General features: G+C 65.8%; 19 protein-coding genes. 12 read left to right on the top strand and 7 right to left on the bottom strand.

Annotated elements, in window-relative coordinates:
• Nucleotides 1-134 precede the first annotated feature (134 nt).
• The 5 genes from BM197_RS09620 (at nucleotide 135) to BM197_RS09595 (ending at nucleotide 9453) form a co-directional block, all read left to right on the top strand.
• Entirely contained in the window at nucleotides 135-1943 is a 1809-nt protein-coding gene (locus BM197_RS09620) for an Hsp70 family protein (RefSeq protein ID WP_090710942.1), read from the top strand.
• A gap of 59 nt (nucleotides 1944-2002) precedes the next feature.
• Nucleotides 2003-4564 (top strand): LuxR C-terminal-related transcriptional regulator, encoded by a 2562-nt coding sequence (locus tag BM197_RS09615; RefSeq protein ID WP_245762478.1) that lies wholly within the window; start codon nucleotides 2003-2005, stop codon nucleotides 4562-4564.
• 183 nt (nucleotides 4565-4747) lie between these two features.
• A complete protein-coding gene (locus BM197_RS16305) occupies nucleotides 4748-5923 on the top strand; it encodes an IniB N-terminal domain-containing protein (RefSeq protein WP_177216795.1) in 1176 nt (391 codons plus the stop codon).
• Between the two features lie 120 nt (nucleotides 5924-6043).
• A complete protein-coding gene (locus BM197_RS09600; protein ID WP_090710941.1) occupies nucleotides 6044-7873 on the top strand; it encodes a dynamin family protein in 1830 nt (609 codons plus the stop codon).
• A complete protein-coding gene (locus BM197_RS09595; RefSeq protein ID WP_425435710.1) occupies nucleotides 7870-9453 on the top strand; it encodes a dynamin family protein in 1584 nt (527 codons plus the stop codon). The genes BM197_RS09600 and BM197_RS09595 overlap by 4 nt, the downstream gene beginning before the upstream one ends.
• Here BM197_RS09595 and BM197_RS16120 read toward each other — a convergent pair.
• A complete protein-coding gene (locus tag BM197_RS16120) occupies nucleotides 9340-9861 on the bottom strand; it encodes a hypothetical protein (RefSeq protein WP_143095047.1) in 522 nt (173 codons plus the stop codon). The genes BM197_RS09595 and BM197_RS16120 overlap by 114 nt on opposite strands.
• A 343-nt stretch (nucleotides 9862-10204) precedes the next feature.
• Here BM197_RS16120 and BM197_RS09590 point away from each other — a divergent pair, with 343 nt between their 5' ends.
• Nucleotides 10205-11701: an aspartate ammonia-lyase gene (locus BM197_RS09590; RefSeq protein ID WP_090711202.1), complete on the top strand. Its 1497-nt coding sequence runs from the start codon at nucleotides 10205-10207 to the stop codon at nucleotides 11699-11701.
• An 8-nt stretch (nucleotides 11702-11709) separates the two neighbouring features.
• On the opposite strand, the gene BM197_RS09585 is transcribed toward BM197_RS09590, so the two are convergent.
• Complete coding sequence (locus BM197_RS09585; protein WP_090710940.1) at nucleotides 11710-12591, bottom strand: fumarylacetoacetate hydrolase family protein; 882 nt, start codon at nucleotides 12589-12591, stop codon at nucleotides 11710-11712.
• A 140-nt stretch (nucleotides 12592-12731) separates the two neighbouring features.
• On the opposite strand from BM197_RS09585, the gene BM197_RS09580 reads away from it, so the two are divergent.
• On the top strand, nucleotides 12732-13832 hold the full coding sequence (locus BM197_RS09580; RefSeq protein WP_177216794.1) for a PrsW family intramembrane metalloprotease: 1101 nt from the start codon (nucleotides 12732-12734) through the stop codon (nucleotides 13830-13832).
• A 227-nt stretch (nucleotides 13833-14059) separates the two neighbouring features.
• On the opposite strand, the gene BM197_RS09575 is transcribed toward BM197_RS09580, so the two are convergent.
• A complete protein-coding gene (locus BM197_RS09575) occupies nucleotides 14060-15118 on the bottom strand; it encodes a hypothetical protein (RefSeq protein ID WP_143095046.1) in 1059 nt (352 codons plus the stop codon).
• 80 nt (nucleotides 15119-15198) lie between these two features.
• Here BM197_RS09575 and BM197_RS09570 point away from each other — a divergent pair, with 80 nt between their 5' ends.
• Nucleotides 15199-15573, top strand: coding sequence for an FKBP-type peptidyl-prolyl cis-trans isomerase (locus BM197_RS09570; RefSeq protein ID WP_090710937.1), 375 nt, complete (start codon nucleotides 15199-15201; stop codon nucleotides 15571-15573).
• Between the two features lie 3 nt (nucleotides 15574-15576).
• The gene (locus tag BM197_RS09565) at nucleotides 15577-16104 is read left to right on the top strand and encodes an adenine phosphoribosyltransferase (RefSeq protein ID WP_090710935.1); all 528 of its coding nucleotides are present in this window, start codon (nucleotides 15577-15579) and stop codon (nucleotides 16102-16104) included.
• On the opposite strand, the gene BM197_RS09560 is transcribed toward BM197_RS09565, so the two are convergent.
• On the bottom strand, nucleotides 16101-16496 hold the full coding sequence (locus BM197_RS09560; protein WP_090710934.1) for a DUF1304 domain-containing protein: 396 nt from the start codon (nucleotides 16494-16496) through the stop codon (nucleotides 16101-16103). The two genes, BM197_RS09565 and BM197_RS09560, sit on opposite strands and share 4 nt — an antisense overlap.
• 10 nt (nucleotides 16497-16506) lie before the next feature.
• Nucleotides 16507-17733, bottom strand: coding sequence for a trans-sulfuration enzyme family protein (locus tag BM197_RS09555; RefSeq protein ID WP_090710932.1), 1227 nt, complete (start codon nucleotides 17731-17733; stop codon nucleotides 16507-16509).
• A 107-nt stretch (nucleotides 17734-17840) separates the two neighbouring features.
• Here BM197_RS09555 and BM197_RS09550 point away from each other — a divergent pair, with 107 nt between their 5' ends.
• The 3 genes from BM197_RS09550 (at nucleotide 17841) to BM197_RS09540 (ending at nucleotide 20852) form a co-directional block, all read left to right on the top strand.
• On the top strand, nucleotides 17841-18320 hold the full coding sequence (locus tag BM197_RS09550; protein WP_090710930.1) for an Lrp/AsnC family transcriptional regulator: 480 nt from the start codon (nucleotides 17841-17843) through the stop codon (nucleotides 18318-18320).
• Nucleotides 18321-18401: 81 nt separating this feature from the next.
• Nucleotides 18402-19451 carry an LLM class flavin-dependent oxidoreductase gene (locus BM197_RS09545; protein WP_245762477.1) on the top strand — a complete coding sequence of 350 codons (1050 nt, stop codon included), beginning with the start codon at nucleotides 18402-18404 and terminating at the stop codon, nucleotides 19449-19451.
• 27 nt (nucleotides 19452-19478) lie between these two features.
• On the top strand, nucleotides 19479-20852 hold the full coding sequence (locus BM197_RS09540; RefSeq protein ID WP_090710925.1) for an MFS transporter: 1374 nt from the start codon (nucleotides 19479-19481) through the stop codon (nucleotides 20850-20852).
• Nucleotides 20853-20855: 3 nt separating this feature from the next.
• On the opposite strand, the gene BM197_RS09535 is transcribed toward BM197_RS09540, so the two are convergent.
• The gene (locus tag BM197_RS09535) at nucleotides 20856-21224 is read right to left on the bottom strand and encodes a protealysin inhibitor emfourin (RefSeq protein ID WP_090710924.1); all 369 of its coding nucleotides are present in this window, start codon (nucleotides 21222-21224) and stop codon (nucleotides 20856-20858) included.
• A gap of 19 nt (nucleotides 21225-21243) precedes the next feature.
• Complete coding sequence (locus BM197_RS09530; RefSeq protein WP_090710922.1) at nucleotides 21244-22374, bottom strand: M4 family metallopeptidase; 1131 nt, start codon at nucleotides 22372-22374, stop codon at nucleotides 21244-21246.
• Nucleotides 22375-22428 lie beyond the last annotated feature (54 nt).

Genomic DNA, 22428 nt, shown 5'->3' with positions numbered 1-22428 from the left:
CTCGTCGCGATCGAAGCCCGCGCAACGCCCCCGTTCGGGGGTTGGAGCATGAGGAAGTCTCACATACGCTGGAGGGGCCCCGAGCCTGAATAACGGTTCGAAGATGAACCGTTCTTCGATGAGGAAAATTTGCGATGGCTTTCGCCCTTGGTATTGACGTTGGAACGAGCTTCACGGCCGCAGCGATAACCCGTCCTGGCAGCGATGAGGCGCAGGCGTCAGAGCCGCTGGCTCTCGGAACGCGCGGCGGCGCGGTGCCATCGGTGATTTTTCTCGGCGACGACGGTCAGGTCCTCGTCGGCGAATCCGCTGAACGCCGTGGACGAGACCATCCCGAGCGCCTGGTCCGTGAGTTCAAGCGACGCGTCGGCGACGCTGTGCCGGTCGTGGTGGGTGATCTCACGGTCGCGCCCGAAGACATCTTCGCGACGATGGCACGGTGGGTGGTCGACAGGGCCGAGGAACGCGAAGGCGCTCCACCGGATGCCATCACCGTCACCCACCCGGCAAGCTGGGGACAACACAAGATCTCCCTGGTTCGTGAGGCCCTCGCCGGCGTCGGCCTTGCGGATGTCACGCTGATGACCGAGCCGGAGGCGGCTGCGCTTCACTACGCCTCTCAGGCTCGTGTCGACGCGGGCGCCACGATCGCGGTCTACGATCTGGGCGCTGGGACCTTCGATGTCGCGCTTCTCACCAAGACCGGCGATCGGTCTTTCGAACCGATCGGCCGGCCCGAAGGCATTGAACGCCTGGGCGGTTCCGACTTCGACGACGCCGTGTTCGGGCACGTCGTCGCTCACGCCAGCGACGCCTTCAGAGACCTCGACACCACGGATCCAGGAATTCTCGTGGCACTGTCGCGACTTCGCCGGGAGTGCACCGAAGCAAAGGAAGCCCTCTCGTTCGACTCTGAGGCGTCGATCCCCGTGCTGCTCCCCGGCAACCAGGGTTCGGTCCGCATCGTGCGCTCCGAGTTCGAGGGCTTGATCGATGCGCCTGTTCGCCAGACCATCTCGAGCCTTCAGCACGCCCTCGCGACCGCGGGGGTTGAACCGGATGACCTCGCCGCCATTCTCCTGATCGGCGGATCGTCGAGGGTGCCGCTTGTCGCGCAATTGCTGTCGGAGGAGGTAAAGCGGCCTCTCGCCATCGATGCCGACCCGAAAGCGTCCATCGCACTCGGGGCAGCCTTGGCGGCAGCGGCTGCACTACCCGGGGCGGTGAGGGTTGGCGCGGGTGGCGGGTCTGAAGAGGGACCGGACACCGAGCAATCACTCGAACCGGCCGATGCCCAGATCGCCCGCAGCAGCGGTCTGACTGCCGTCTCGATGTCATCTGTGCGGGCCAGGGCTTTCCAGGCGGCGCGGTTGGTCGGCATGGCGGCCGCGGTCGGTGTGATCATCGCTGTGGCCGGTTCGACACCCGCATCTCCCAACCTCACATCGAACGGGGCGTCGGCCACAGACGAAGCTGCCGGCCAGTACCAGGAGGGTACAGAGGAGGCGACACCCGTCGTGCCGTCTTCGACCACCGAACCGGCGCCAAACCCCATCGTGCCGCAGCCGATCGAACGAAACGACCGGGGGCCTCTTAAACCTCCCGAGGAACCCGCACAACCGGAAGCCGGGACGCAGGCTCCCGCACCCGGCGATGCTGAGACCGCACCAGTGAAGGAGGTCGTTCCTCCGGCAGGAACGACAACGAACCCCGCGCCCAGTCCTGCGCCTGCGCCGAACCCAGCACCAACCCCGGTTCCGACGCCGGACCCTGTCCCTGAGCCGACCCCGGACCCGGTTCCGGAACCAACACCGGAACCGACACCGGATCCCGCTCCGGACCCAACTCCGGAGCCAACCCCGGACCCGACTCCTGATCCGACACCGGAGCCGGGCCCTGAGCCGTCACCGGCCCCCGAGCCAGCACCGGAGCCCGCACCATGACGAGGCGGGAATCGTTGACCACCGCGGCGTCGGCCGACGGCGCCGGAGAAGCCTGAGCCATGTTGAGTTCAACGAGCGCACGACTGCTGCTCGACGAGGTGAAGTCCGAACCGCGGTCGCGACTGCTCGTCGGCGTCTCAGGGGTGGGAGGGGCCGGAAAAAGCACGCTCCTCGACCAGCTTGAAGGGCACTACCGTGCGGCAGGCGTAGACGTGGTGCGCGGGCCCAGTGGGGCGCACCCCCGCGCTCTCAACGGTCGCGGGACAGTCCTCGTCGACGACGCGCACAAACTCAACGACTCCGCCCTCACCGAGCTTCACTCCGTCGTCGAGCAACGCGACCTCAATCTCATCGTCGCCTACCGGTCCTGGCCACAACCGCCCGCTCTGCTGCGCCTCGCTCGCACACTCGAGCGCTACCACCCGTCCGTCGTGCTCGGCCCTCTCGATCGCGAAGCCGTCACGATGGCGTTGGCAGCTGCAATGGGCACACCGCCGCAGCCGGCGTTGGTGACCCAGGTGGTGCAGCTGACTGCTGGCATGCCGTGGCTGGTCGACCGGATCGCTGGCACGCTCACCGACAGCGTTTCCACCCTCGACCTCTGCCCGGTGATGGACCAGATCGGGTACGACCTCGACCGGATAAATCCGGAGGTGCGCGAGCTGCTGCTTACGCTCTCGGTCGGTTTCGATCTTTCCGGGCAGATACCGGAGACGCTCGGGCAGCGAAGCGATGAGGGCGTCGACGCCCTCATCGCCGAGGCGCGCGCAGCTGGACTGATTCTCCCCGATGGCAGGCAGATTCCCCTGATCGAGAAGACGGTGCTCCACGCCACCCCGCTCTACCGCATCCGCAACCTCCAGCGTTCGCTCGTGACCAGCTACCCCGTCGATCGTGGCGTCCTCACCGAGACGGCCCGGGCACTTGCACGGAGCGGATTGAAAGACGACCGCGTCGCAGAGAGCCTCCGCCAGGCGGGAGACGCGGTACTGACCACCCAGCCGTCGCTCGCATCCGCGCTCTACGGCGAAGCCCTGGACGCCGGGGCAGATGAGCTCGCCATCGCTGCGAGACGTGCACAGGCCGCTGCGGCGACCGGCGACCTCGAGGTGGCGACAGGGCTCCTCGACAAGCTTTTCGCCCATGAGAGTCCGCCTGATCTGACCCGGGCATCGGACGTCGCCGCCGCTGTGTGGGCCCAGCGGGGGATGCTCGTGCGCAGCGCCGAGGTCTACCGGTGGTTGGGGACCGAGCGAGCCGGTTGCTCGGCCGCTCTCGCGGGTGTCGCAATGATCGGCGTCGGCGACACGGACGGCGCCGAAGGCATGTTCTCGGTCGGCGACTGCGACGGATCCCGCTCGCTGTCGACCGTTGCGGTTCAGCTGATCGGGCAAGGCATCCGCGACTCCATCACGCCCGCAGCGGATGATGCTCTTCCATCGCTCACCCGCGCGTCGGACGTCATGTCCGCTTCTGGTGCAGTCATTCCCTTGCCGGACTATCCGGCCGCCCTTGCCGCCCTTGTGGCACTTCACAGCGGGGAACTCAGCATCGCCGACTCGATTCTCGACGCGGCACTCGAACGCGGTCAATGCGGCTCGGTGGCAAGGCCCCGGCTTCTTCTCTTGCGCGCATGGACCGCCATGCAGGCTGATCGGCCGGAGCGGGCGCGCGCAGCGATCGCAGACGCGACCCAGGCCGGTGGCGGACTCGTACAGCGCGACGAACTGTTGCTGCGTGCCATCGAGGTCGGGCTGGCGCGTCGGGCGGATGATGTACCCGCCCTGGTTCTGGCCTGGCAGCGTGCGAGGGAAAACATCCTTCACGCCGGCGTCGACCTGTATAGCCTTATGCCGTTCGAAGAGCTCGTGGTCGCTGCGGCTCGTCTCCGGGAATCCGGTCGCCTGCAATCCCACCTGGCGCAGGCATGGGACCTGCTCACGCGGCTCGGCGAACCCCCGCTCTGGTCGGTCCGGCTGCACTGGTCAGCTGTGCAGGCCGCCATCCTGACCGAACGCCCATCGGATCTGGCTCCGCACGCCGCTGCACTCGTGCGTGCCGCGCAGCACAGCCACCTCGCCTTCGTACTGGCGGCGGCAGGACGCGCATGGATGTCGGTGCTGGCCCAATCGTTCGAGGTGACGGCAGTGGAGACCGCTGCGCGTGGCCTGGCTTCGGTCGGGCTGACCTGGGACGGATCCCGGCTGGCCGGCCACGCTGCTGCGCGCACCGAGGAACGGAAAGACATGGCGAGGCTCCTCGCCTGCGCTCGGGACCTGCACCCCGGTACGGCTGCGGCAGCGCCTTCGGCTCCCGCCGAGGTCAAAGCCGCCACCCGAGCCCCTGTCGGCGGCATCCGTGACGACACGGGTCTGAGCGCACGGGAGCGTGAGATTGCCCGCCTCGTGCTCGAGGGCAAAACCTACCGTGAAATCGGTGAGACGGTGTTCATCTCGCCGCGCACGGCAGAGCATCACATCGCGCGCATCCGTTCGCGGCTTGGGGCCTCGAATCGGTCCGAATTGCTCACTCTGCTGCGGGTGGCCCTCGAGGGTCCCGACGTTCACGGTGAGTGGCGGGAAGCCGAGCAGCCGGAACAAACCGCGTACATGCGCCGGTGAGGCGCCCAAACCCCCCTGCTCCCTAACGGGCTGTGCTCGAATCCCTCATTGCGGTTCCAGGCATTAGGGGACCAATCACCGATGCGGGTGGCAAAGGCCGAAACCTAGCGTGGAAGTCGCGTCAGACATCCGCCTGGCGGCACAGACTGCACAACCTTGACATCACGATTGCGAGAACACGCCATGCCAATCACCACAGTCCTTCTCGAGTTCCTGCTCAGCCTCCTTCGGGACCCTGCTGCGGCTGCCGAATTCCGCGCAGACCCTGAGGCTGCGCTGGAGAGCGCCGGACTCAGCAACGTCACCTCAGAAGATGTCGACGCCTTCATGCCGGTCGTCCTCGACTACGCTCCGGTCATCGGCGACCGTGAGTACAACGCCGGAGGCAACCAGACCAGCGGTGGCAACCACGACGGCGGCTGGCACGACAGCGACGACGACGACGCTGACCACGACCACGACGAGCACCACCACGATGACGACGAGCACCACCACGATGACGACGACCACCACCACGATGACGACGACCACGGCCACGCTGTCCAGCAGCTCATGCACGTCGTGAACAACTACTCGTACAACGACACCATCACTGACCTGTCGGTCAACCAGAACATCTGGGCGAGCGGCGACGTCACGCAGCTGTTCGACAACGACGCGATCATCGCATCCGGTGCCGGCGCCGTCGCTGCCGGTAATGACGCCATGGTGGACCAGTCGGAGGACAACTCGACGGCCATCGTCGTCGACGACTCGTTCAACGACAGCTCAGACAACTCTGACAACTCGGACAACAGCGACAACTCTGACAACTCCGACAACTCGGTGAACGACTCGTTCAACGACAACTCGGACAACTCGGACAACAGCGACAACTCCGATAACAGCGACAACTCGGACAACAGCGACAACTCGGACAACAGCGACAACTCGGACAACAGCGACAACTCCGACAACTCGATCAACGACTCGGGCAACACCGACAACTCGGTGGATGTGGACGTCGACATCTCGGATTCGTTTCAGGACAACTCCGACAACTCCGACAACAGTGACAACTCGGACAACTCGGACAACTCCGTCACGGATAACTCGGATAACTCGGACAACTCGGACAATAGCGACAACTCGGACAACTCCGTCACGGATAACTCCGACAACTCCGACAACAGCGACAACTCGGACAACTCCGACAACAGCGACAACTCGGACAACTCGGTCAACACCGACATCAACGTCGAGGACAACGAGCTGTTCAACGACAACGTCGTCGACTCCGGCAACGGCAATGCGATCGGCAACGAGTTCGTCGACGACGCACCCATCGTCGACGAGATGGACGCGGACCTCGCGCCCTAGCGTTATGCCGAGGTGACGATCAACCCACCCGACCATCGGCCCAACAGCTGGCGGAAGCTATCTGTTGGGCCGATGTGTGTGGTCTGATGGAGCAATCGATCTCCAAGGGAGGAGGCAATCGTGGTGGAGCTGGTCAGGCTGGTCGAACAGGGCGTCGAACTTGCGAGAGACGGGGAAAGGCCCGACCTGCGCAAACGACTCGAACTGACGCGTCAGCGCCTTCTCGATCCCAGCATCCGGGTGATCGTTGTCGGCGAGTTCAAGCAAGGTAAGAGCCAGTTGATCAACGCGCTGGTCAATGCGCCCGTCTGCCCCGTCGATGACGACATTGCGACCTCGGTACCGACCGTGGTGCGATACGGAAGCCCGCCGTCGGCGCTTATCCTGGTTCCCCGGGAAGGTGCAGGCTCGGCAGACGAACCGGTGTTGGAACGCAGGCAGGTCGCGCTCGAAGAGCTGCCCTCCTACGTATCCGAACGCGGCAACCCTGACAACACTCGCCGGTTGATGGCTGCGGAAATCTTCCTGCCCCGCAAGATCCTCCTCGGCGGACTGTCTCTCGTCGACTCCCCGGGAGTCGGCGGGCTCGATTCGACACATTCGGTGACTACGTTCTCAACGCTGCCGACGGCGGATGCGATGCTATTCGTCTCCGACGCGTCGCAGGAATACACCGAACCAGAAATGCAGTTCCTGAAGCAGGCACTTCGCATCTCGCCGAACGTGGCGTGTGTACTGGCAAAAACCGACCTCTACCCGCAATGGCGGGAGGTCGCGGAACTCAATCGAGCCCATCTCGACCGGCTGGGCACAGACATTCGCCTTTTCCCTGTCTCATCGGATGTGCGTCTCACGGCAGCCCGCCTTGGCGACAGCGATCTCAATACGGAGTCCGGTTTTCCCGAGCTCGTGGCCTTCCTGCGCAACGAGATCGTCGGCAAGGCTGAGCGCCTGCAGACGCGATCAGTCGCACAGGACCTGATGTCGGTCACCGAGCACCTCAGCCTGTCACTCCAGGCTGAACTCCGGGCGCTTGAGAACCCCGAGGGCACACCGCAGATGATCGTCGAACTCGAGGCGGCGAAAGCGAAGGCGGACGAACTTCGTCAACGTTCAGCACGATGGCAGATCACTCTCAACGACGGCATGGGTGATCTCATCGCAGACATGGACCACGACCTGCGTGAGCGGATGCGCAGCATCCAGCGCGAGGCGGAGGCGGCGATAGACGCTGGAGACCCCGGCCCGATGTGGGACCAATTGGCCGGCTGGCTGATCCAGCGCGTGGCGGCCGGCGTCTCAGATACGTTTGTCTGGACGAACGAACGTGCGCAGTGGCTTTCCGGCGAAGTGGCGAACCACTTCGCCCACGATGACGTGCCTCTGCCTGTGATCCGGGTCGACGACACCGAAGACGTGCTCGATCCGGTCGAGCTCATGCCGACGCTCGACCCGGGAACGCTCGGCGTGATGCAGAAAGTTCTCATCGGCGCCCGGGGATCGTATGGCGGTGTGCTCATGGTCGGTCTGCTCACCGGCATCGTCGGGATGTCGCTGATCAATCCGTTCTCCATAGCCGCTGGGCTCCTGATCGGCGGGAAGGCGTTTCGCGACGACAAAGAGGCTCGCCTGCAGCGCCGCCGCGCTGAGGCCAAGCAACTGGTGAGGCGTCAGATCGACGATGTCATCTTCCAGGTGGGAAAGCAGCTAAAAGACCGGCTGAGGCTCATCCAACGCGCCACGAGGGATCATTTCACCGAGATCGCCGAGGAACACCACCGCTCGCTGACCGACTCCGTACTCGCCGCGCAGAAAGCGGCGAACTCGTTCACCCAGGAGCGGGCGCACCGCATCACCGAGATCAAGCTTGAGCTGAAAAGGGTCGGAGCGCTGCGCAGCCAGGCCCCGTCGGTCAGAGACAAGCAGCCGGTGCGGGCGGCATCCGCGTGAGCTCTGCGACCAGCGTCGCTGTTCCCGAGCTTGTTCGAGAGGCGATGGCCGTTTACACAGACGACCCGATCGGACGCGACGTGCTCGAGGCCTACGCGCGGCGGCTGGATGAACCGCTGCGCGTCGCCATCGTCGGAATGGTGAAGGCCGGCAAGTCGACATTGCTCAACGCCATCATCGGCGAGGAGATAGCTCCGACAGACACCGCCGAGTGCACGCGGATCGTGACCTGGTATCGGTACGCAGACACTCCACGCGTGACGCTCCATCCCGTCACCGGAGAGCCGGAGGAGCTGCCGATCAGGCGCATCGACGGGCGGCTTCTCCTCGACATCGGCGACGCCCGCGCCGAAGACGTGGATCGACTGGTCGTGGACTGGCCGTCGAAGAGCCTGCGCAACATCACGCTGATCGACACCCCGGGCATCGCGTCGCTCTCGGAGGATGTCTCGGCGCGTTCGATCCGGTTCCTCACTCCGGAAGACGCGCCGTCCGAAGCCGACGCGATCGTCTATCTCCTGCGACACATGCACGCGTCAGACCTGAACTTTTTGGAGTCATTCCGAGACACAACCGCGGGGCAGTCCGGCACCGTCAATGCGCTGGCGGTCCTGTCCCGCGCCGACGAGGTGGGTGCTGGCCGCATCGACTCCCTGCTCTCCGCCCGCACCATCGCGGAACGGTATCGGAACGACGACCGGATGCGTGCGCTGACGCTCGGTGTCGTTCCCGTCGCCGGCCTGTTGGCGCAGAGCGCGCGCAGCCTCCGCGAGACGGAGTACTCCGCCCTCGTCGAGCTTGCACGGCTGGACCGAACCGACCGGGAGCGGCTTTTCGTCTCGGTTGATCGATTCGTGAGGGGCGAAGAACCCGTCAGCGTGAGTCCTGAGGTCAGGATGGCGCTGCTCGAACGTTTCGGGCTCTTCGGTGTCCGCCTGGCCACCGCGCTCCTTCGTGGCGGCATCCCCGATTCCACTGTTCTGTCACGCGAACTCGCTCGCCGCAGCGGCCTTGACGAATTGCTGCGGTTGATCGCAGCGCAATTCCACGCGCGTGCATCACAGCTCAAGGCGCGGGCCGCGCTCGTCGCTGTCGACACGCTCCTGCGCGAACGGCCGCGTCCAGGCACCGAGGAACTCTCCGCGTCGATCGAGCGAATCCAGTCGAGCGCGCACGAATTCCGCGAAATGCGGATGCTGGCTACCGCGCGCACAACGGGACTGGCCCTGTCCGCGGAGTTGACCGCAGAGGCGGAACGGATCGTCGGGGGATCCGGCCTCGACCTGCCACACCGCCTTGGTTTGCCGGACTCGGTGTCTGCGGATGAGCTGCGGGGCGCCGCGCTGGAGCATCTTCGTCGTTGGCGCTCGCTCGCGGAGAATCCGCTGACCGACAGCGTGGCCGGCGAGGCGTGCCGGGTCGTGGTCCGCAGTTGTGAGGCGGCCTTCACCGAGCTTCAGGCAAGCTCAGACCGACGTAATACCGTGCGGCTCGTCCTTCGCCCGGAACCAGTCGCCGGATCCGGGGAGCACACTGACGACGAGCGCCACGACTCCGAGCACCAGTTGCATGATCAGTAGCCCGGCGATCAGCACGCCCTGATTCCCCAGGGCGAGGAACGTTCCGGCAAGGAGCATGACCCCGGTATGGATGGCGAGTACCAGGAGTTGCGTCCACCGGGCCCATCGGTGACGGTGGACAATGGCTCGGAGCAGAAGCGCTTCGACGGCCATCACCACGACGATGGCGCCGAGGCACGACCAGAACACGATTGTCGCGGCGCTGGTGAGGGTGGCGGTGGCGCGACCGGGGTCGACGTCGGCGATGACGTCGCTCAACCGTTTGATCTGGTCGTCGCGGGACAGGAACGCGAATGCGAGAACCGCGAGGCCAAGCACGAAGCTGGCCAGCCAGAGGTAACGCGAAACCTTCACGGGACCGGTCGGCGTGGTCGGCAACGGAGCCGGTGGTGGCGTCGTATCTGACATCTCGGGACGCGGGGGTTTCGCGACTGAAGCCGGCGTGGCCCCCGTTGGACTGACGGGCTGAGTCGGGGCGGGTTGTTCTGCAGAGCCGCGCCCGTGCGATTCGTCGGACATAGTACGTAATGTAGCCGCTATCGACCACTGCGGCGTGGGGTTTCGTGCTGGCGACAGAGTGGCTTGTCGGCCGGGACCAATCTGCCAGTTGGGCCACCCCGGAGCCTGGAGCGGCGGGGTAGAGTCGGGAGAGTCCCGCCACAAGCACAGACAAGGCAATGGAGCCATAGTGAGACTGATCACGCCCGCCAACCGCGGCCTCGAGATTGAACCGCAAGCGAAGGGGTCCCCAATGACGTCCGACGAAAGAACGCGCACCGAGATCGATTCGCTCGGATCGATGGAAATTCCGGCCGGGGCGTACTGGGGAATCCACACTGCCCGAGCCCTCGAGAACTTTCCTATCAGCAAACGGCCGATCTCGGTCTACCCGGCCCTGATCGTGGCCCTCGCGACCGTCAAGCAGGCGGCAGCCCGCGCCAACGTCGAACTGGGGGTGCTCAGTGCGGAGAAAGGCTCGCTGATCGACCAGGCGTGCCAGCGCATCATCGACGGCGAGTTCCACGAGGAGTTCGTCGTCGGCGTCATCCAGGGCGGCGCGGGAACCTCGACCAATATGAACGCGAACGAGGTCATCACCAACGTCGCGCTTGAACTCGGCGGCAGGCCCAAAGGCGACTACGCGTATATCTCGCCGATCGACCACACCAATCGCAGCCAGTCGACGAACGATGTCTATCCCACGGCCATCAAGATCGCCCTGTCATTCTCGCTGCAGACACTGCTCGACGAGCTCGCCCTCCTGCAGGATTCGTTCTCGCGCAAGTCCGCCGAGTTCCGCCACCTCCTCAAAGTGGGTCGAACCCAATTGCAGGATGCCGTTCCGATGACCCTGGGCCAGGAATTCCACGGCTTCGCCACGACCCTCGGCGAAGATCACGCACGGCTCGTCGAGACCCGCTGGCTGCTCGCCGAAATCAACCTCGGTGCAACGGCCATCGGTACGGGCATCACAGCGGACCCGCGATACGCGGCGACCGTCGTCAGCCACCTCAACCGGATCACCGGGCTCTCCTGCGAGACCGCACCCGACCTGATCGAATCGACGAGCGACGCGGGCGCCTTCATGTCGTTCAGCGGGACCCTCAAACGGTCGGCGATCAAGCTGTCGAAGATCTGCAACGACCTGCGCCTCCTGTCGAGCGGCCCCCAGGCCGGATTCGGAGAGATCAACCTTCCCGCCGTGCAGGCCGGGTCGAGCATCATGCCAGGAAAGGTCAACCCGGTCATTCCCGAGGTCGTCAACCAGGTGGCCTTCTCTGTGGTCGGTGCCGACATGACCGTGACGATGGCAGCCGAGGCGGGCCAGCTGCAGCTCAACGCCTTCGAGCCGGTCATCGCCCACTCCCTGCTTCAGAGCATCACCTGGATGGCCCAGGCCTGCCACACCCTGCGGATCAACTGCATCGACGGTATCACCGCCAACGAGGAACGGCTCCAGACCATGGTCGGATCCTCCGTCGGCGTGATCACCGCCCTGACCCCGTTCATCGGGTACTCCGCGGCCGCCGCGCTGGCCAAGACGGCGCTGCTCACCAAGCGCAACATCGCCGATCTCGTCGTCGAATCCGAGTTGATGACGCGTGAAGAAGTGACCAGGCAGCTATCGCCGGCGCGACTCTCCGGCCTCGAGTCACTCACCACGGCGATCCCGATTCTCGACGGCACCGCCCCGACCAGCACCGAGGGTGAGGTCCACACCAGCCTGGAGGGGAGCGGGCAGCCCTGACAGGCGGCTCAGGTCATCCGGCAGTGTGTGGTGAGTTCGCCGATTCCTTCGACGGACACCGTCACCGTCGACCGGTCGCGCAGGAACACCTGCGGGTCACGGGAGTAGCCTGCTCCGCCCGGGCTCCCTGTGGAGATGAGTGTGCCTGGCTGCAGCGTCGCCGAGCGCGACAGATAGGAGATCAGTGTCGCCACCGACCGGATCATCATTCCCGTCGACGAGTCCTGCATGAGGTGGCCGTCGAGCACCGTGGAGATGTGGAGGTTCTGCGGGTCGGGGACTTCGTCCCTGGTGACGACGCTCGGACCGGTCGGGGTGAAGCCGTCGAACGACTTGCACCTCGACCACTGCGCTTCCGAATACTGGATGTCGCGGGCCGTGATGTCGTTGACGACGGTGTACCCGAACACGTAGTCGAGAGCATCCGCCTCTGACACGTCCTTGGCGGGTTTGCCGATGATCACACCGAGTTCGGCCTCGTAGTCGATTGATTCGCTGAGGGCCCGCGGCCACGCAGTTGTGCTGCCATGACCGGTGAGGGAGTTCGGCCAGAGTGAAAAGACCGTCGGCGCCTTGTCGGCCTTGAAATTCAGTTCCGAGGAGTGCGCGGAGTAATTCAGGCCGATGGCGATGATCTGCGGTGTCCTGAGGACAGCCGACGCGTGGCGGAGACCGTCGATCGGCGTGAGCTCGACACCCTGGCTGATGGCGACATGTGAGTGGGTGCGAACCCGCTGGAGTTCCTCGTCGCCCCGTTCGATCAGCTGCTGCAGTGTCTCGGGGGCATCGTCGAGGACCTCGTCGAGAAAGAGTGCATCGTCTCCGTGCACCAGTGCAAGTCGGACGGGGGAGCCGGTGTTCGCCTCATTGACGAAATGCGAGAATCTCACTGTCCTAACCTAGCCGACCTCAGGATGCCGGTCGGGCGGGCAGCGCCGGGCGCTACTCTGTTCGCATGTCCTCCTCGCCTCTCGATCATCCGCAGCCCGTTCGCGCGCCATATCCTGCGCGACCCGTGTGGAGCGGTCCAGTGCAGCGAGGCTCGGGTGCCGTCATTCTCGGTATCCTCGGCGTCGTCACCCTCGGCATCGTTTTCCTCGTCGTGTTCGGGTACCTCACGGTCTTTCTCGGACCAGGTGCCGCCGCTGTCGGGTTTTTCGCGGCGCTGCTCCCGCTTGTCGTCGTGCTTGCAGCCGTGGCCTGGATCGATCGGTGGGAGCCGGAACCACGGCTGGCCCTTGCCTTCGCTTTCCTCTGGGGTGCTGCCGCATCGGTGGCGATCGCCCTCCTCGTGGACCTGGGCGTGCAGCTTGCGGCGTTCCTGACAACGGGCCAGAACGCGGATGCCGTCTTCGGTGCGACCGTGCAGGCACCCATCGTCGAGGAACTGGCGAAGGGACTTGGGCTCCTGATTCTCTTCTTCGCAGCGAGCAAGCACTTCTCCGGGCCGGTCGACGGCCTCGTTTACGCCATCGTGATCGCCGCCGGTTTTGCGTTCACCGAGAACATCCAGTACTTCGGGCTGGCGCTGGTCCAGGGAGGGCTCGATGAGCTCGGGCTCACCTTCTTCATGCGCGCCATCATGGCGCCGTTCGCCCACGCCACGTTCACAGCGCTCACCGGTCTTGCTCTCGGACTCGCCGCCCGGCGGCATGCCGGCCGCGGCGCGATCGGCTACTTCCTCGCGGGTCTGGCGGGCGCCACCCTGCTGCACGCTCTCTGGAACGGCGCTACGTTCCTCGTCACGTCGCTCGAGTCGTACGCGTCGTACTTCGTGCTGGTACAGGTTCCCATCTTTCTCGCCCTCCTCCTCATGACAGTGCTGGTGAGGCGCCACGAGATCCGGCTGACCCGGGCGCGGCTCGGCGAATACGCGCGCGCCGGATGGTTCACCCCGACGGAAGTAGAGATGCTCGCCACCTGGCCCGGTCGCCGTCAGGCCCAGGCCTGGGCCAGAACGCTCCCAGAGAACCGGGGCGCAGCGATGAAGACTTTCACCCAGGATGCCACCCGACTCGCGATGACCCGCCAACGAATGATCACCGGACGGAACGAGCTCGTGCATCGACGGACGGAAGGTGAGCTCCTGAATTCCGTGGCCGCTGCGCGGGAGCGCATCCTCGGGCGCTGACACATCCGCCGGCGCTGAGGCGACGCCAGGTGAGGCAATATATGCCGTTAACAGACTCATCGCCCTGTGCCGCGGCAGTGCCTGCAGGTCGACGGGGCGATGAGTTGTTGTTCTGTCTCCAGCATGCACCGGACGAGTTCGGAGCGCAAGGTTTTTTCTCTGGCTCAGCCCCTCGGTCAGGCCCGGAACTCGGTCAGGCTCAGAACCCGATCAGGCCTAGAAGTCGGTCATGCCCAGAAGCGCAGGGCGTGGAAGGCCACGAAGCCGAGAAGCCCTGCGACAAACAGGGCGATCGCCGCAGGGGACATGCCTCGCCTCATCCGCCGGCCCTGTGGTGCGACGATGTTGAGGCTCGCGTCGTCCACCCGCTCGTCAGCGTAACGTTCGGTCTGGCGGAGCGTCTTCGACCCGACGGTGTCGACGATCTGGTCGAGTCGCTGCCAGACGGCCGGCCGCAGCAGGTCGAACGGCTCCGTCGAGTAGACGAACATCCAGTCATCCACGATCTCGACGTCGAACGCGGACGACTCGTCGATGAGGAGCGCCATCAGGTCAGGGGTGAAAACGTACAGTGCGTCGCGCCCGTACTCGGGAGGGCAGTAGAGAGTGAAATAGCGATCGAAATCGCCCTCAAGTGAGAGCGCCGAGCTCTTGCCGAACCGGCGCGGCAAGCTGGAGCCGAACAGCAGGTTGTTGCTCGTCGCGTCGAGCACAATGTGTGGCAGCCGGCGATCGAGTTTCAGGGCCAGGTAACCCCGGCGGTAGACGGTGCTGCTCTTGTCCCTTTTCACCGTGTACCGGTAGTTGGCCACGTCCAGTGCCCGGCCGGACGTGGCCCGAACCGAGTCGTACGACCGCCGGTCCGTGCCGATGTCGAAAATCATTCCCGGATAAGCGGGAGACGAAAGATGGGCGGCATAGGAGCATCCGCGGGCCGAAGCGAATTCGCGAAGACGCAGGCGCTTCTGCCAGGTCGCTCCGGTGCCCGTCCATCCGCGCCAGGCAGCCACCCCGGCTGCGGCGACCAGGCCCAACACGACGATCGGGGCGAGGACGCCCGCGCCGATGAGGACGCTTTGCGAGAACAGGGAGCCGGCGATGGACGCCATCATCACCAGAATGACCAGGAAAAAGATGACAAACAGGACCACAAAGACCACCTGCGTGGCGGAGACCGGTGGGCGCGTGGCCCGCACCCAGCCTGAGGTCCTGGCCCATTCGCGAAAAGCCTTCACCTCGGCCGGGGCCACGTTCCTTGTGAGGGCGGCGTAATCTCTGTGGGTCACGCGCCAGAGCTTATCGGCGTCCCGCTCGTTATCGTCGTTCCCGCTTTGACGCGTGGGCGGTGAGGGGGTTGGATGGTTCCATGACCGAATCGCAGAACACCAAGCCCGAGATCGACGCCCCGGAGGGCCCAGCCCCCACTGAACTCGAGGTCGTAGACCTCATCGTCGGCGACGGCGACGAGGCACAGGCCTCCTCGACCGTCAACGTGCACTACCTGGGCGTCTCGTACGACTCCGGCGACGAGTTCGACTCGTCCTGGAGCCGCGGCGAGTCGATCAACTTTCCGCTCCGCAACCTCATCGCAGGCTGGCAGGAAGGCATCCCCGGAATGAAGGTCGGCGGTCGCCGCAAGCTGACCGTTCCGCCGAGCCTTGCCTACGGCGCCGCTGGCGGCAACCACCCGCTGTCCGGCCAGACCCTTATCTTCGTCATCGACCTTCTTGGTGTGAAGTAACGCTTGAACGTCTCAGACCTCGTTCTCGAACGAAGCAACACGATCCCGGACTTTCCGAAGCCCGGGATCGTGTTTCGTGATCTGACCCCCGTTTTCGCCGACGCGGAAGCCTTCACCGCGGTGATCGACGACCTGGCTGCGCGATTCGCCGGCCGCTTCGACGCCGTCGCCGGCGTCGAAGCCCGCGGGTTCCTCCTCGCCGCAGCGCTCGCATACGCTTCCCACGTGCCGCTCGTCGCGGTTCGGAAAGGGGGCAAGCTGCCGGGTGTCGTCATCTCCGAGGATTACGCGCTTGAATACGGATCCGCGACCCTCGAGATCAAACCCGGCCAAGTCGCCGCCGGGTCGCGGATCCTGATTCTCGATGACGTGCTGGCGACGGGCGGCAGCTGTAGCGCAGCCGCTCGGCTGGTCGAACGTGCGGGATACGCGGTGGCCGGTATGGGCCTCGTGCTCGAGTTGCAAGGCCTCGGCGGTAGGGAACGGCTGGCCGACTACGACCTCTACGCGATCGTGGCTGAGCCGGCTTAACTCTCCGTTACCCGGCTCGCAATGTAGAGCACGATGGTGAGAAGCGGAAAGACCCCCTGGACGGCTGCTGCCCGCAGCCGACCAGGCCCGCTGGTCAGCAGCACGATCGCCGCTGCGAACATGCACGACACGGAGAACAGGCCGAGCGCGAATCCGGCATCCGTCGCCCCTAGCCCATACAAAATCGAGCCGATGAGCGCGCCGATCGCGAGGAACAGGTTGTAGAAGCCCTGGTTGTATGCGAAGACCTTCGTGGTCTCGGCGTCCTCAGCGCTCAGAAGCCCGAACCGTTTCCAGACCGCTGGCCTGGTCCATGCCAGAGACTCCCAATAGAAGATCAGCACGTGGATCGCGGCCGACAGGGTCGCGGCGATCGTGATGAGGATGGTCATGCGGCGAAGCCTATTGCGCCGGGAATCCGTTTGTCAGTACTCCCGGCCAGATATCGGTGGCCGCCGCGGCCGCGTCGAGCGCCCGGAAGAGGTCCGTCGCGAGGTCCTCGACGTGCTCGAGCCCGATCGACAAGCGCACGATCCCCGCACCCGGGCGCGCTTGCTCGGCGACGGGGCGATGGGTGAGCGATGCCGGATGCTGCACGAGTGAGTCCACCCCGCCGAGGGACACGGCGTGGGTAACCAGGGTGCAGGCCTCGGTGAATGCCCGGGCCGCCGCGAAACTGCCAAGGTCGAGGGCGAGAATCGATCCGGGGCCGGCGAGCTGGCGACCGATCAAGTGCTCCGGGTCGCGGCCGGCAAGCCCTGGATACAGCACCTCGCGCACCGCCGGGTGCCCGTCGAGCCGTGCGGCGAGGAGCGCTGCGGTCTCCTGCTGCGCCCGCACACGAATCGGCAGTGTGCGCAGGCCGCGGTGGAGCAGATACGCGGCAAACGGGTGCAGCAGCCCACCGGTGAGGGCGCGCACCTGGCGCAGGCGCACCATCCAGTCCTCGGGACCGCCGACCACGCCGCCCATGACATCGCCGTGGCCGCCGAGGTACTTCGTGGCGCTGTGCATCACGAGAGTCGCCCCGCACCTCAGCGGCTGCTGCAGGACGGGGGAGGCGAACGTGTTGTCCACGATGACAGGCACCGTGCCGGCCTGTTCGACGACGGCGGCGATGTCGATCAGGTCGAGAGTCGGGTTCGCCGGGGACTCGAGGATCACCAGGCCGGTGTCGGGGCGGAGAGCGCCCGCCACCTCATCCGCAGAACACCAGGTAACGCTCGTGCCGAGGAAACCGGATTCGAGCACATGGTCGGTCCCTCCGTAAAGAGGGCGGAGAGCGACCACGTGGCCGGAGCCCGCCCGGGACACGGCGATCAGCACGGCGGAGAGCGCGGCCATGCCCGTGCTGAACGCGACTGCGCCCTCCGCGCCCTCCAGCGCAGCAAGCGACTCTTCGAACCGCGCAACCCCCGGCTGCCACAGTCGCTGGTAGACCGCCGAGGCGCCATCAGCCAGCGGATGCCCGGTCGCCAGGTTCTCGTATGAGTCACCGCCGGATTCGATTCCCGGCAGCGAATTCGTCGTCGACAGGTCAATCGGCGGAACGTGGCCTCCGCTCGTCCGCAATCCGTCCATACCGCCGTGGACGGCGAGAGTCTCCAACCGTGCGTCATCGTTGAGCATGCGGGAATCTCAGCATCTTCTTCGATCGCGCACAAGAGCACTAACAGGTACTCTGGGGGTACGGCATTTTTGCCGCAGATAATGCAAAGGCGCGAGGGGAAGCAGCAATGGAACCGAAGAAGCCGCAGCTTGACAGTACCGATCGCGCACTACTCCGTGCCCTCTCAGCCAACGCGAGGGCATCCGGGTCCCAGCTCGCGACAGACCTCGGGCTCGCCGAGTCAACGGTGTCGCTCCGCCTGCGTCGGCTTCACCAGTCGGGCCATATCACCGGATACCACGCCGACATCGACCTCGCCGTTCTCGGGGCGCCGCTCCAGGCCCTCATCGCCGTACAGCTTGCGCAGCACAATCGTGCCGACATCCAGAAGTTTCGTCGTGAGGCGCCCACCTGGCCTGGCGTGCTGTCGATGTTCCACATGGGCGGCCGTGACGACTACCTCATGCATGTGGCGGCGCGCAGCACCGCGGACCTTCGCGAATTCGTGGTGCAGTACCTGACCGGTCACCCCGCCGTTGCCCACACCGAGACGAACCTCGTGTTCGAGCACGCAGCAGGGACCGGCTGGCAGCAACTGCTCGCCTGAGCTCGGCGTTCGCCAGCCGGCGACCGCTGGCGGGAATTCTTCGAGGGGGCAGTGACTTGGGTTCAACGAAAGGTTGTGTGTGTGAAACTCTCTGTTCTTGATCTCGTCCCTGTTCGTTCGCGGCAGTCCTCCAGCGAGGCGCTCGCCGCATCCCTTGACCTGGCCCGGGTAGCCGACGACCTCGGCTATGAGCGCTACTGGGTGGCTGAGCACCACAACATGCCGTCGGTCGCGTCGACGAACCCGGCGGTGATCATCGGCATTATCGCGTCCCACACGAAGCAGATCCGGGTCGGGTCCGGTGGGGTCATGCTGCCCAACCACGCACCGCTCGTCGTCGCGGAGCAGTTCGCGCTGCTCGAAGCGGCGGCGCCTGGCCGGATCGACCTCGGCCTCGGCCGTGCCCCTGGAAGCGACCCGGTGGTGACCGCGGTCCTGAACCGCTCGGGGGCCACCAGCGATGTGAACAGCTTCCCGAACTACGTCAGCGACATCGCTGCCCTGCTTAGTTCCGATGGGGCGACCGTCCGGCTCACGAATGGGTCAGAGTATGAACTCCGGGCGACCCCGGCGGCCACCAGTTCGCCTGACATCTGGCTTCTCGGCTCAAGCGAATATTCGGCGACCCTCGCCGCATCGCTCGGGCTGCCATACGTTTTCGCCCACCACTTCGCCGGTGCGGGTGCCGAACGCGCTCTGGAGATCTACCGCAGCCAGTTCCGTGCGTCGCCGCTGCTTGACGCCCCGCGCACCTTCGTGACCGCGAACGTGGTGGTCGCGCCGACGGCATCCGAGGCTCTCGCCCTTGCGCTCCCGAACCTGCAGCACATGGCACGGCTGAGGACGAACGAGCGCCTGGAGCGGCTGGCAACGGTGGAGGAGGCACAGGCCACGACGATGACCCCGCTGCAGGACGAATTCATCGCGGCGTCGCTGGACAGCTGGATCATCGACGAACCGGTCGCCGCCGCCCGCCGGGTCCGCGAACTCGCCCGGCGTTTCGACGTAGACGAAGTCATGGTGTCGCCGTCGGCGTCAGCGTTCGACGCCGAGCCGGCTGACCGGACGCCCGGCCGAACCACCACGTTGCGTCTCCTCTCGGAACAGTTCGAGGTCGACGCGCGCTCCTGACACCGCTGCACGCGAGAGAATGATGGAATGAGCGAAACCGAACGCCCGACCACGCGGCTGGCGCGGCTGGACGCCCTGCCCTTCACGAAAGAGCATCGAAAGCTGCTCGTCGGCTCAGGCATGGGCTGGGCGCTCGACGCGATGGACGTCGGACTCATCTCCTTCGTCCTCGCGCAGCTGGCCGTGACGTGGAGCCTGACCGGCACGGAACTGAGCTGGATCGCGTCGGCAGGTTTCATCGGGATGGCGATCGGGGCGAGCCTCGGTGGGCTCCTCGCCGACCGGTTCGGACGGCGCCAGGTCTTCGCGATCACACTGCTGGTCTTCGGAGTCGCCACCGGCGCGTCGGCGCTTGCCTGGTCGGTCGGGGCGCTCATCGCTCTCCGCTTCCTCGTCGGGCTCGGGCTCGGAGCTGAACTCCCGGTGGCCTCGACCCTCGTATCGGAGTTCGCCCCGCCGCGAATCCGCGGACGGGTCATCGTCCTGCTCGAGGCGTTCTGGGCCGTTGGGTGGACCCTCGCGGCGATCATCGGATTCGTCGTTGTTCCTGCGAGCGCTGAAGGATGGCGCTGGGCGCTGGCCATCGGCGCCGTTCCTGCCGTGTACGCGGCCGTCGTCCGGTTCGGTCTGCCTGAGTCCGTTCGGTTCCTCGAGTCGAGGGGTCGGGTCGCCGAAGCCGAAGCGACGGTTCAGCGCTTCGAACGGTCGGCCGGCGTGAAACCTCCCGACCAGCCCCTCCCGCTGGGGGACGCCCCCACCCAGCCGCGCGTTCGCGCCGGTCGCCAGGTGGCAGCGCTGTGGGCCCGGCCCCACCGGGTGCAGACTGCGGCGCTCTGGCTCGTCTGGTTCTGCGTGAACTTCGCGTACTACGGTGCGTTCGTCTGGTTGCCGACGATCCTCGTGGCATCCGGATTCTCGCTTGTCCGCTCCTTTGGCTACACCCTCATCATCACCCTCGCGCAGCTGCCCGGTTACCTCGTCGCCGCCTGGCTGGTCGAGAAGTGGGGCAGGAACAGGACGCTTGCGGTCTTCCTCGCCGGGTCCGCCGTCTCCGCCGTGCTCTTCGGGCTCGCGGGGGCTGAATGGCAGGTGATCGGCGCGGGCATGCTGCTGTCGTTCTTCAACCTCGGTGCCTGGGGTGCGCTCTACGCCGTGACCCCTGAGCTGTATCCGACCGCGCTTCGCGCGACCGGATCGGGGTGGGCTGCCGGCGTTGGGCGCATCGCCTCGATCCTCGCCCCGCTCGCAGTGCCGCTGCTCACCGGGGTCGGCGGCAACGTCCTGCTCTTCAGCGTGTTTGCCGTCTTCTTCCTCATCGCCGCCGGTGCCGCACTGGCGCTCGCCGATAAGCGAGGGAAGTCCCTCGACGACGTCGTCCCGCCCGAGCTCGCCAGGGTCTGAACGTCAGCCGTCGTTCCGGGTCGGATGCGCCAGGTTGCGTTCCTGCTCGTCCCTTTCCCGAACACGGTCGACCAGTTCCCGCCACGGCCCGGTGAGGCGTTGTTCGGGGATGACGACTTCTCGCGGTTCGGCGATGACGGGTTCCGTGATCCGGTTGCGGTCAGGGGAGGCGGCAGTTGCGTTGTTCCGCGGCTCGTAATTGATCCGGTACAGGTAGCGGTCAGGCTGCGGGGGTTCCTGTGCGATCTCGTTCCAGGGGAGCTTGCGCAGGAGGAGAATCCACGATTCCTCGTCGGGTTCACTCTCGACGGACACCTGCCAGCGCCTGGCAAGCCCGGCAAATCCGCCACTTCGGGTCACCGTCACCTTCATGCCCGCGATCGTACTCCGCTCAGCTGGTGACGCCTACCACCTGCCAGGCGGATCGGACGGCTTCCACCTCGCCGGACCCGTCGCCGTAGATCCTGCCCGCTACTCCGATCGTCGCACCGGCGAAGCCGCGGAAGTCAGCGTTCGCCTTGATCTCGGTGGTGACTGTCTCGTACCAGATGCGACCGGCACGTTCCCACGCGTTGCCGCCGATACCCGCCGCGGTGAGATAGAAAGCTCGGTTGGGAATGCCGGAGTTGATGTGCACGCCACCGTTGTCGTCATCGGTTTGGACGAAGTCGTCCATGTGGGCCGGCTGGGGGTCCTTCCCCAGCACATCGTCGTCGTACGCGGTGCCGGGAGCTTTCATCGAGCGAAGGGCGGTGCCCTCGACCTCGTCGGTGAAGATGCCCTCGCCGATGAGCCAACTCGCCTCGGTCACGTCCTGATCCCGTGAGTGCTGTTCGACGAGCGCTCCGAAGACATCGGCCACTGACTCGTTGAGCGCACCGGACTGGCCGGAGTAGACGAGGTTGGCGGTGTACTGGATGAACCCGTGCGTGAGCTCATGCCCGATGACGCTGAGCGAACGGGTGAACCCTGAGAAGACCTGGCCGTCGCCGTCGCCGAAAACCATACGGCTGCCGTCCCAGAAGGCGTTGTCATATGCCTCTCCGTAGTGCACGGTTGCTTCGAGGGGCAGCCCGGCGCCGTCGATGGACGCCCGCGAATACGCGTCGCAGAAGAGCGCGTGCGTGTAGCCGAGACCGTCATAGGCCTCGTTGACACTCGCGTCGGTGTGCGGCGGCTCACCTTCGCTGCGGACGAGGCGACCGGGCAGGGTTTCGGTGCCGGCGGCATCCGAGATGAACCGGTTCGGCCTCGACAGGTCATCGTCCGGGGAGGCCCTCGGGTGCGCAGCGGGCGGGCGCATGGTGCCCGGCTCGCCCGGGCGGATGGTGTGGAAGACGTGTTCGCTCTCGAGAGCGCGCCGGGCTGCGTGGCGGGTGTGCTCCAACCGCGGGTCCTCGAGCGAGGCAAGATGCGCGAGCAGGTACGGCGGCACAATGAAGCAGCGGTGCGCGGTGAACGAGCGGTGTGGGGTCGTGGATGCCCGGGGTGCGGTCGGTGTCTGGTTCGGTCGCGACGTCATACCGGAATTCTCACACCGGCCCCCGACAGAGGGGGGAACCGTGCGGCGGGGCGG

The sequence above is a fragment of the Mycetocola miduiensis genome, from assembly GCF_900115155.1.
In the GTDB taxonomy this organism is placed as follows: domain Bacteria; phylum Actinomycetota; class Actinomycetes; order Actinomycetales; family Microbacteriaceae; genus Mycetocola_A; species Mycetocola_A miduiensis.
This window is presented reverse-complemented; position numbering and strand designations above follow the sequence as displayed.

Coding starts and splice junctions, on each gene's coding strand:
- BM197_RS16305 (WP_177216795.1), top strand. CDS start 4,748: ATGCCAATCACCACAGTCCTTCTCGAGTTCCTGCTCAGCCTCCTTCGG.
- BM197_RS09590 (WP_090711202.1), top strand. CDS start 10,205: ATGACGTCCGACGAAAGAACGCGCACCGAGATCGATTCGCTCGGATCG.
- BM197_RS09620 (WP_090710942.1), top strand. CDS start 135: ATGGCTTTCGCCCTTGGTATTGACGTTGGAACGAGCTTCACGGCCGCA.
- BM197_RS09615 (WP_245762478.1), top strand. CDS start 2,003: ATGTTGAGTTCAACGAGCGCACGACTGCTGCTCGACGAGGTGAAGTCC.
- BM197_RS09550 (WP_090710930.1), top strand. CDS start 17,841: ATGGAACCGAAGAAGCCGCAGCTTGACAGTACCGATCGCGCACTACTC.
- BM197_RS09540 (WP_090710925.1), top strand. CDS start 19,479: ATGAGCGAAACCGAACGCCCGACCACGCGGCTGGCGCGGCTGGACGCC.
- BM197_RS09530 (WP_090710922.1), bottom strand. CDS start 22,374: ATGACGTCGCGACCGAACCAGACACCGACCGCACCCCGGGCATCCACG.
- BM197_RS09535 (WP_090710924.1), bottom strand. CDS start 21,224: ATGAAGGTGACGGTGACCCGAAGTGGCGGATTTGCCGGGCTTGCCAGG.
- BM197_RS09560 (WP_090710934.1), bottom strand. CDS start 16,496: ATGACCATCCTCATCACGATCGCCGCGACCCTGTCGGCCGCGATCCAC.
- BM197_RS16120 (WP_143095047.1), bottom strand. CDS start 9,861: ATGTCAGATACGACGCCACCACCGGCTCCGTTGCCGACCACGCCGACC.
- BM197_RS09570 (WP_090710937.1), top strand. CDS start 15,199: ATGACCGAATCGCAGAACACCAAGCCCGAGATCGACGCCCCGGAGGGC.
- BM197_RS09555 (WP_090710932.1), bottom strand. CDS start 17,733: ATGCTCAACGATGACGCACGGTTGGAGACTCTCGCCGTCCACGGCGGT.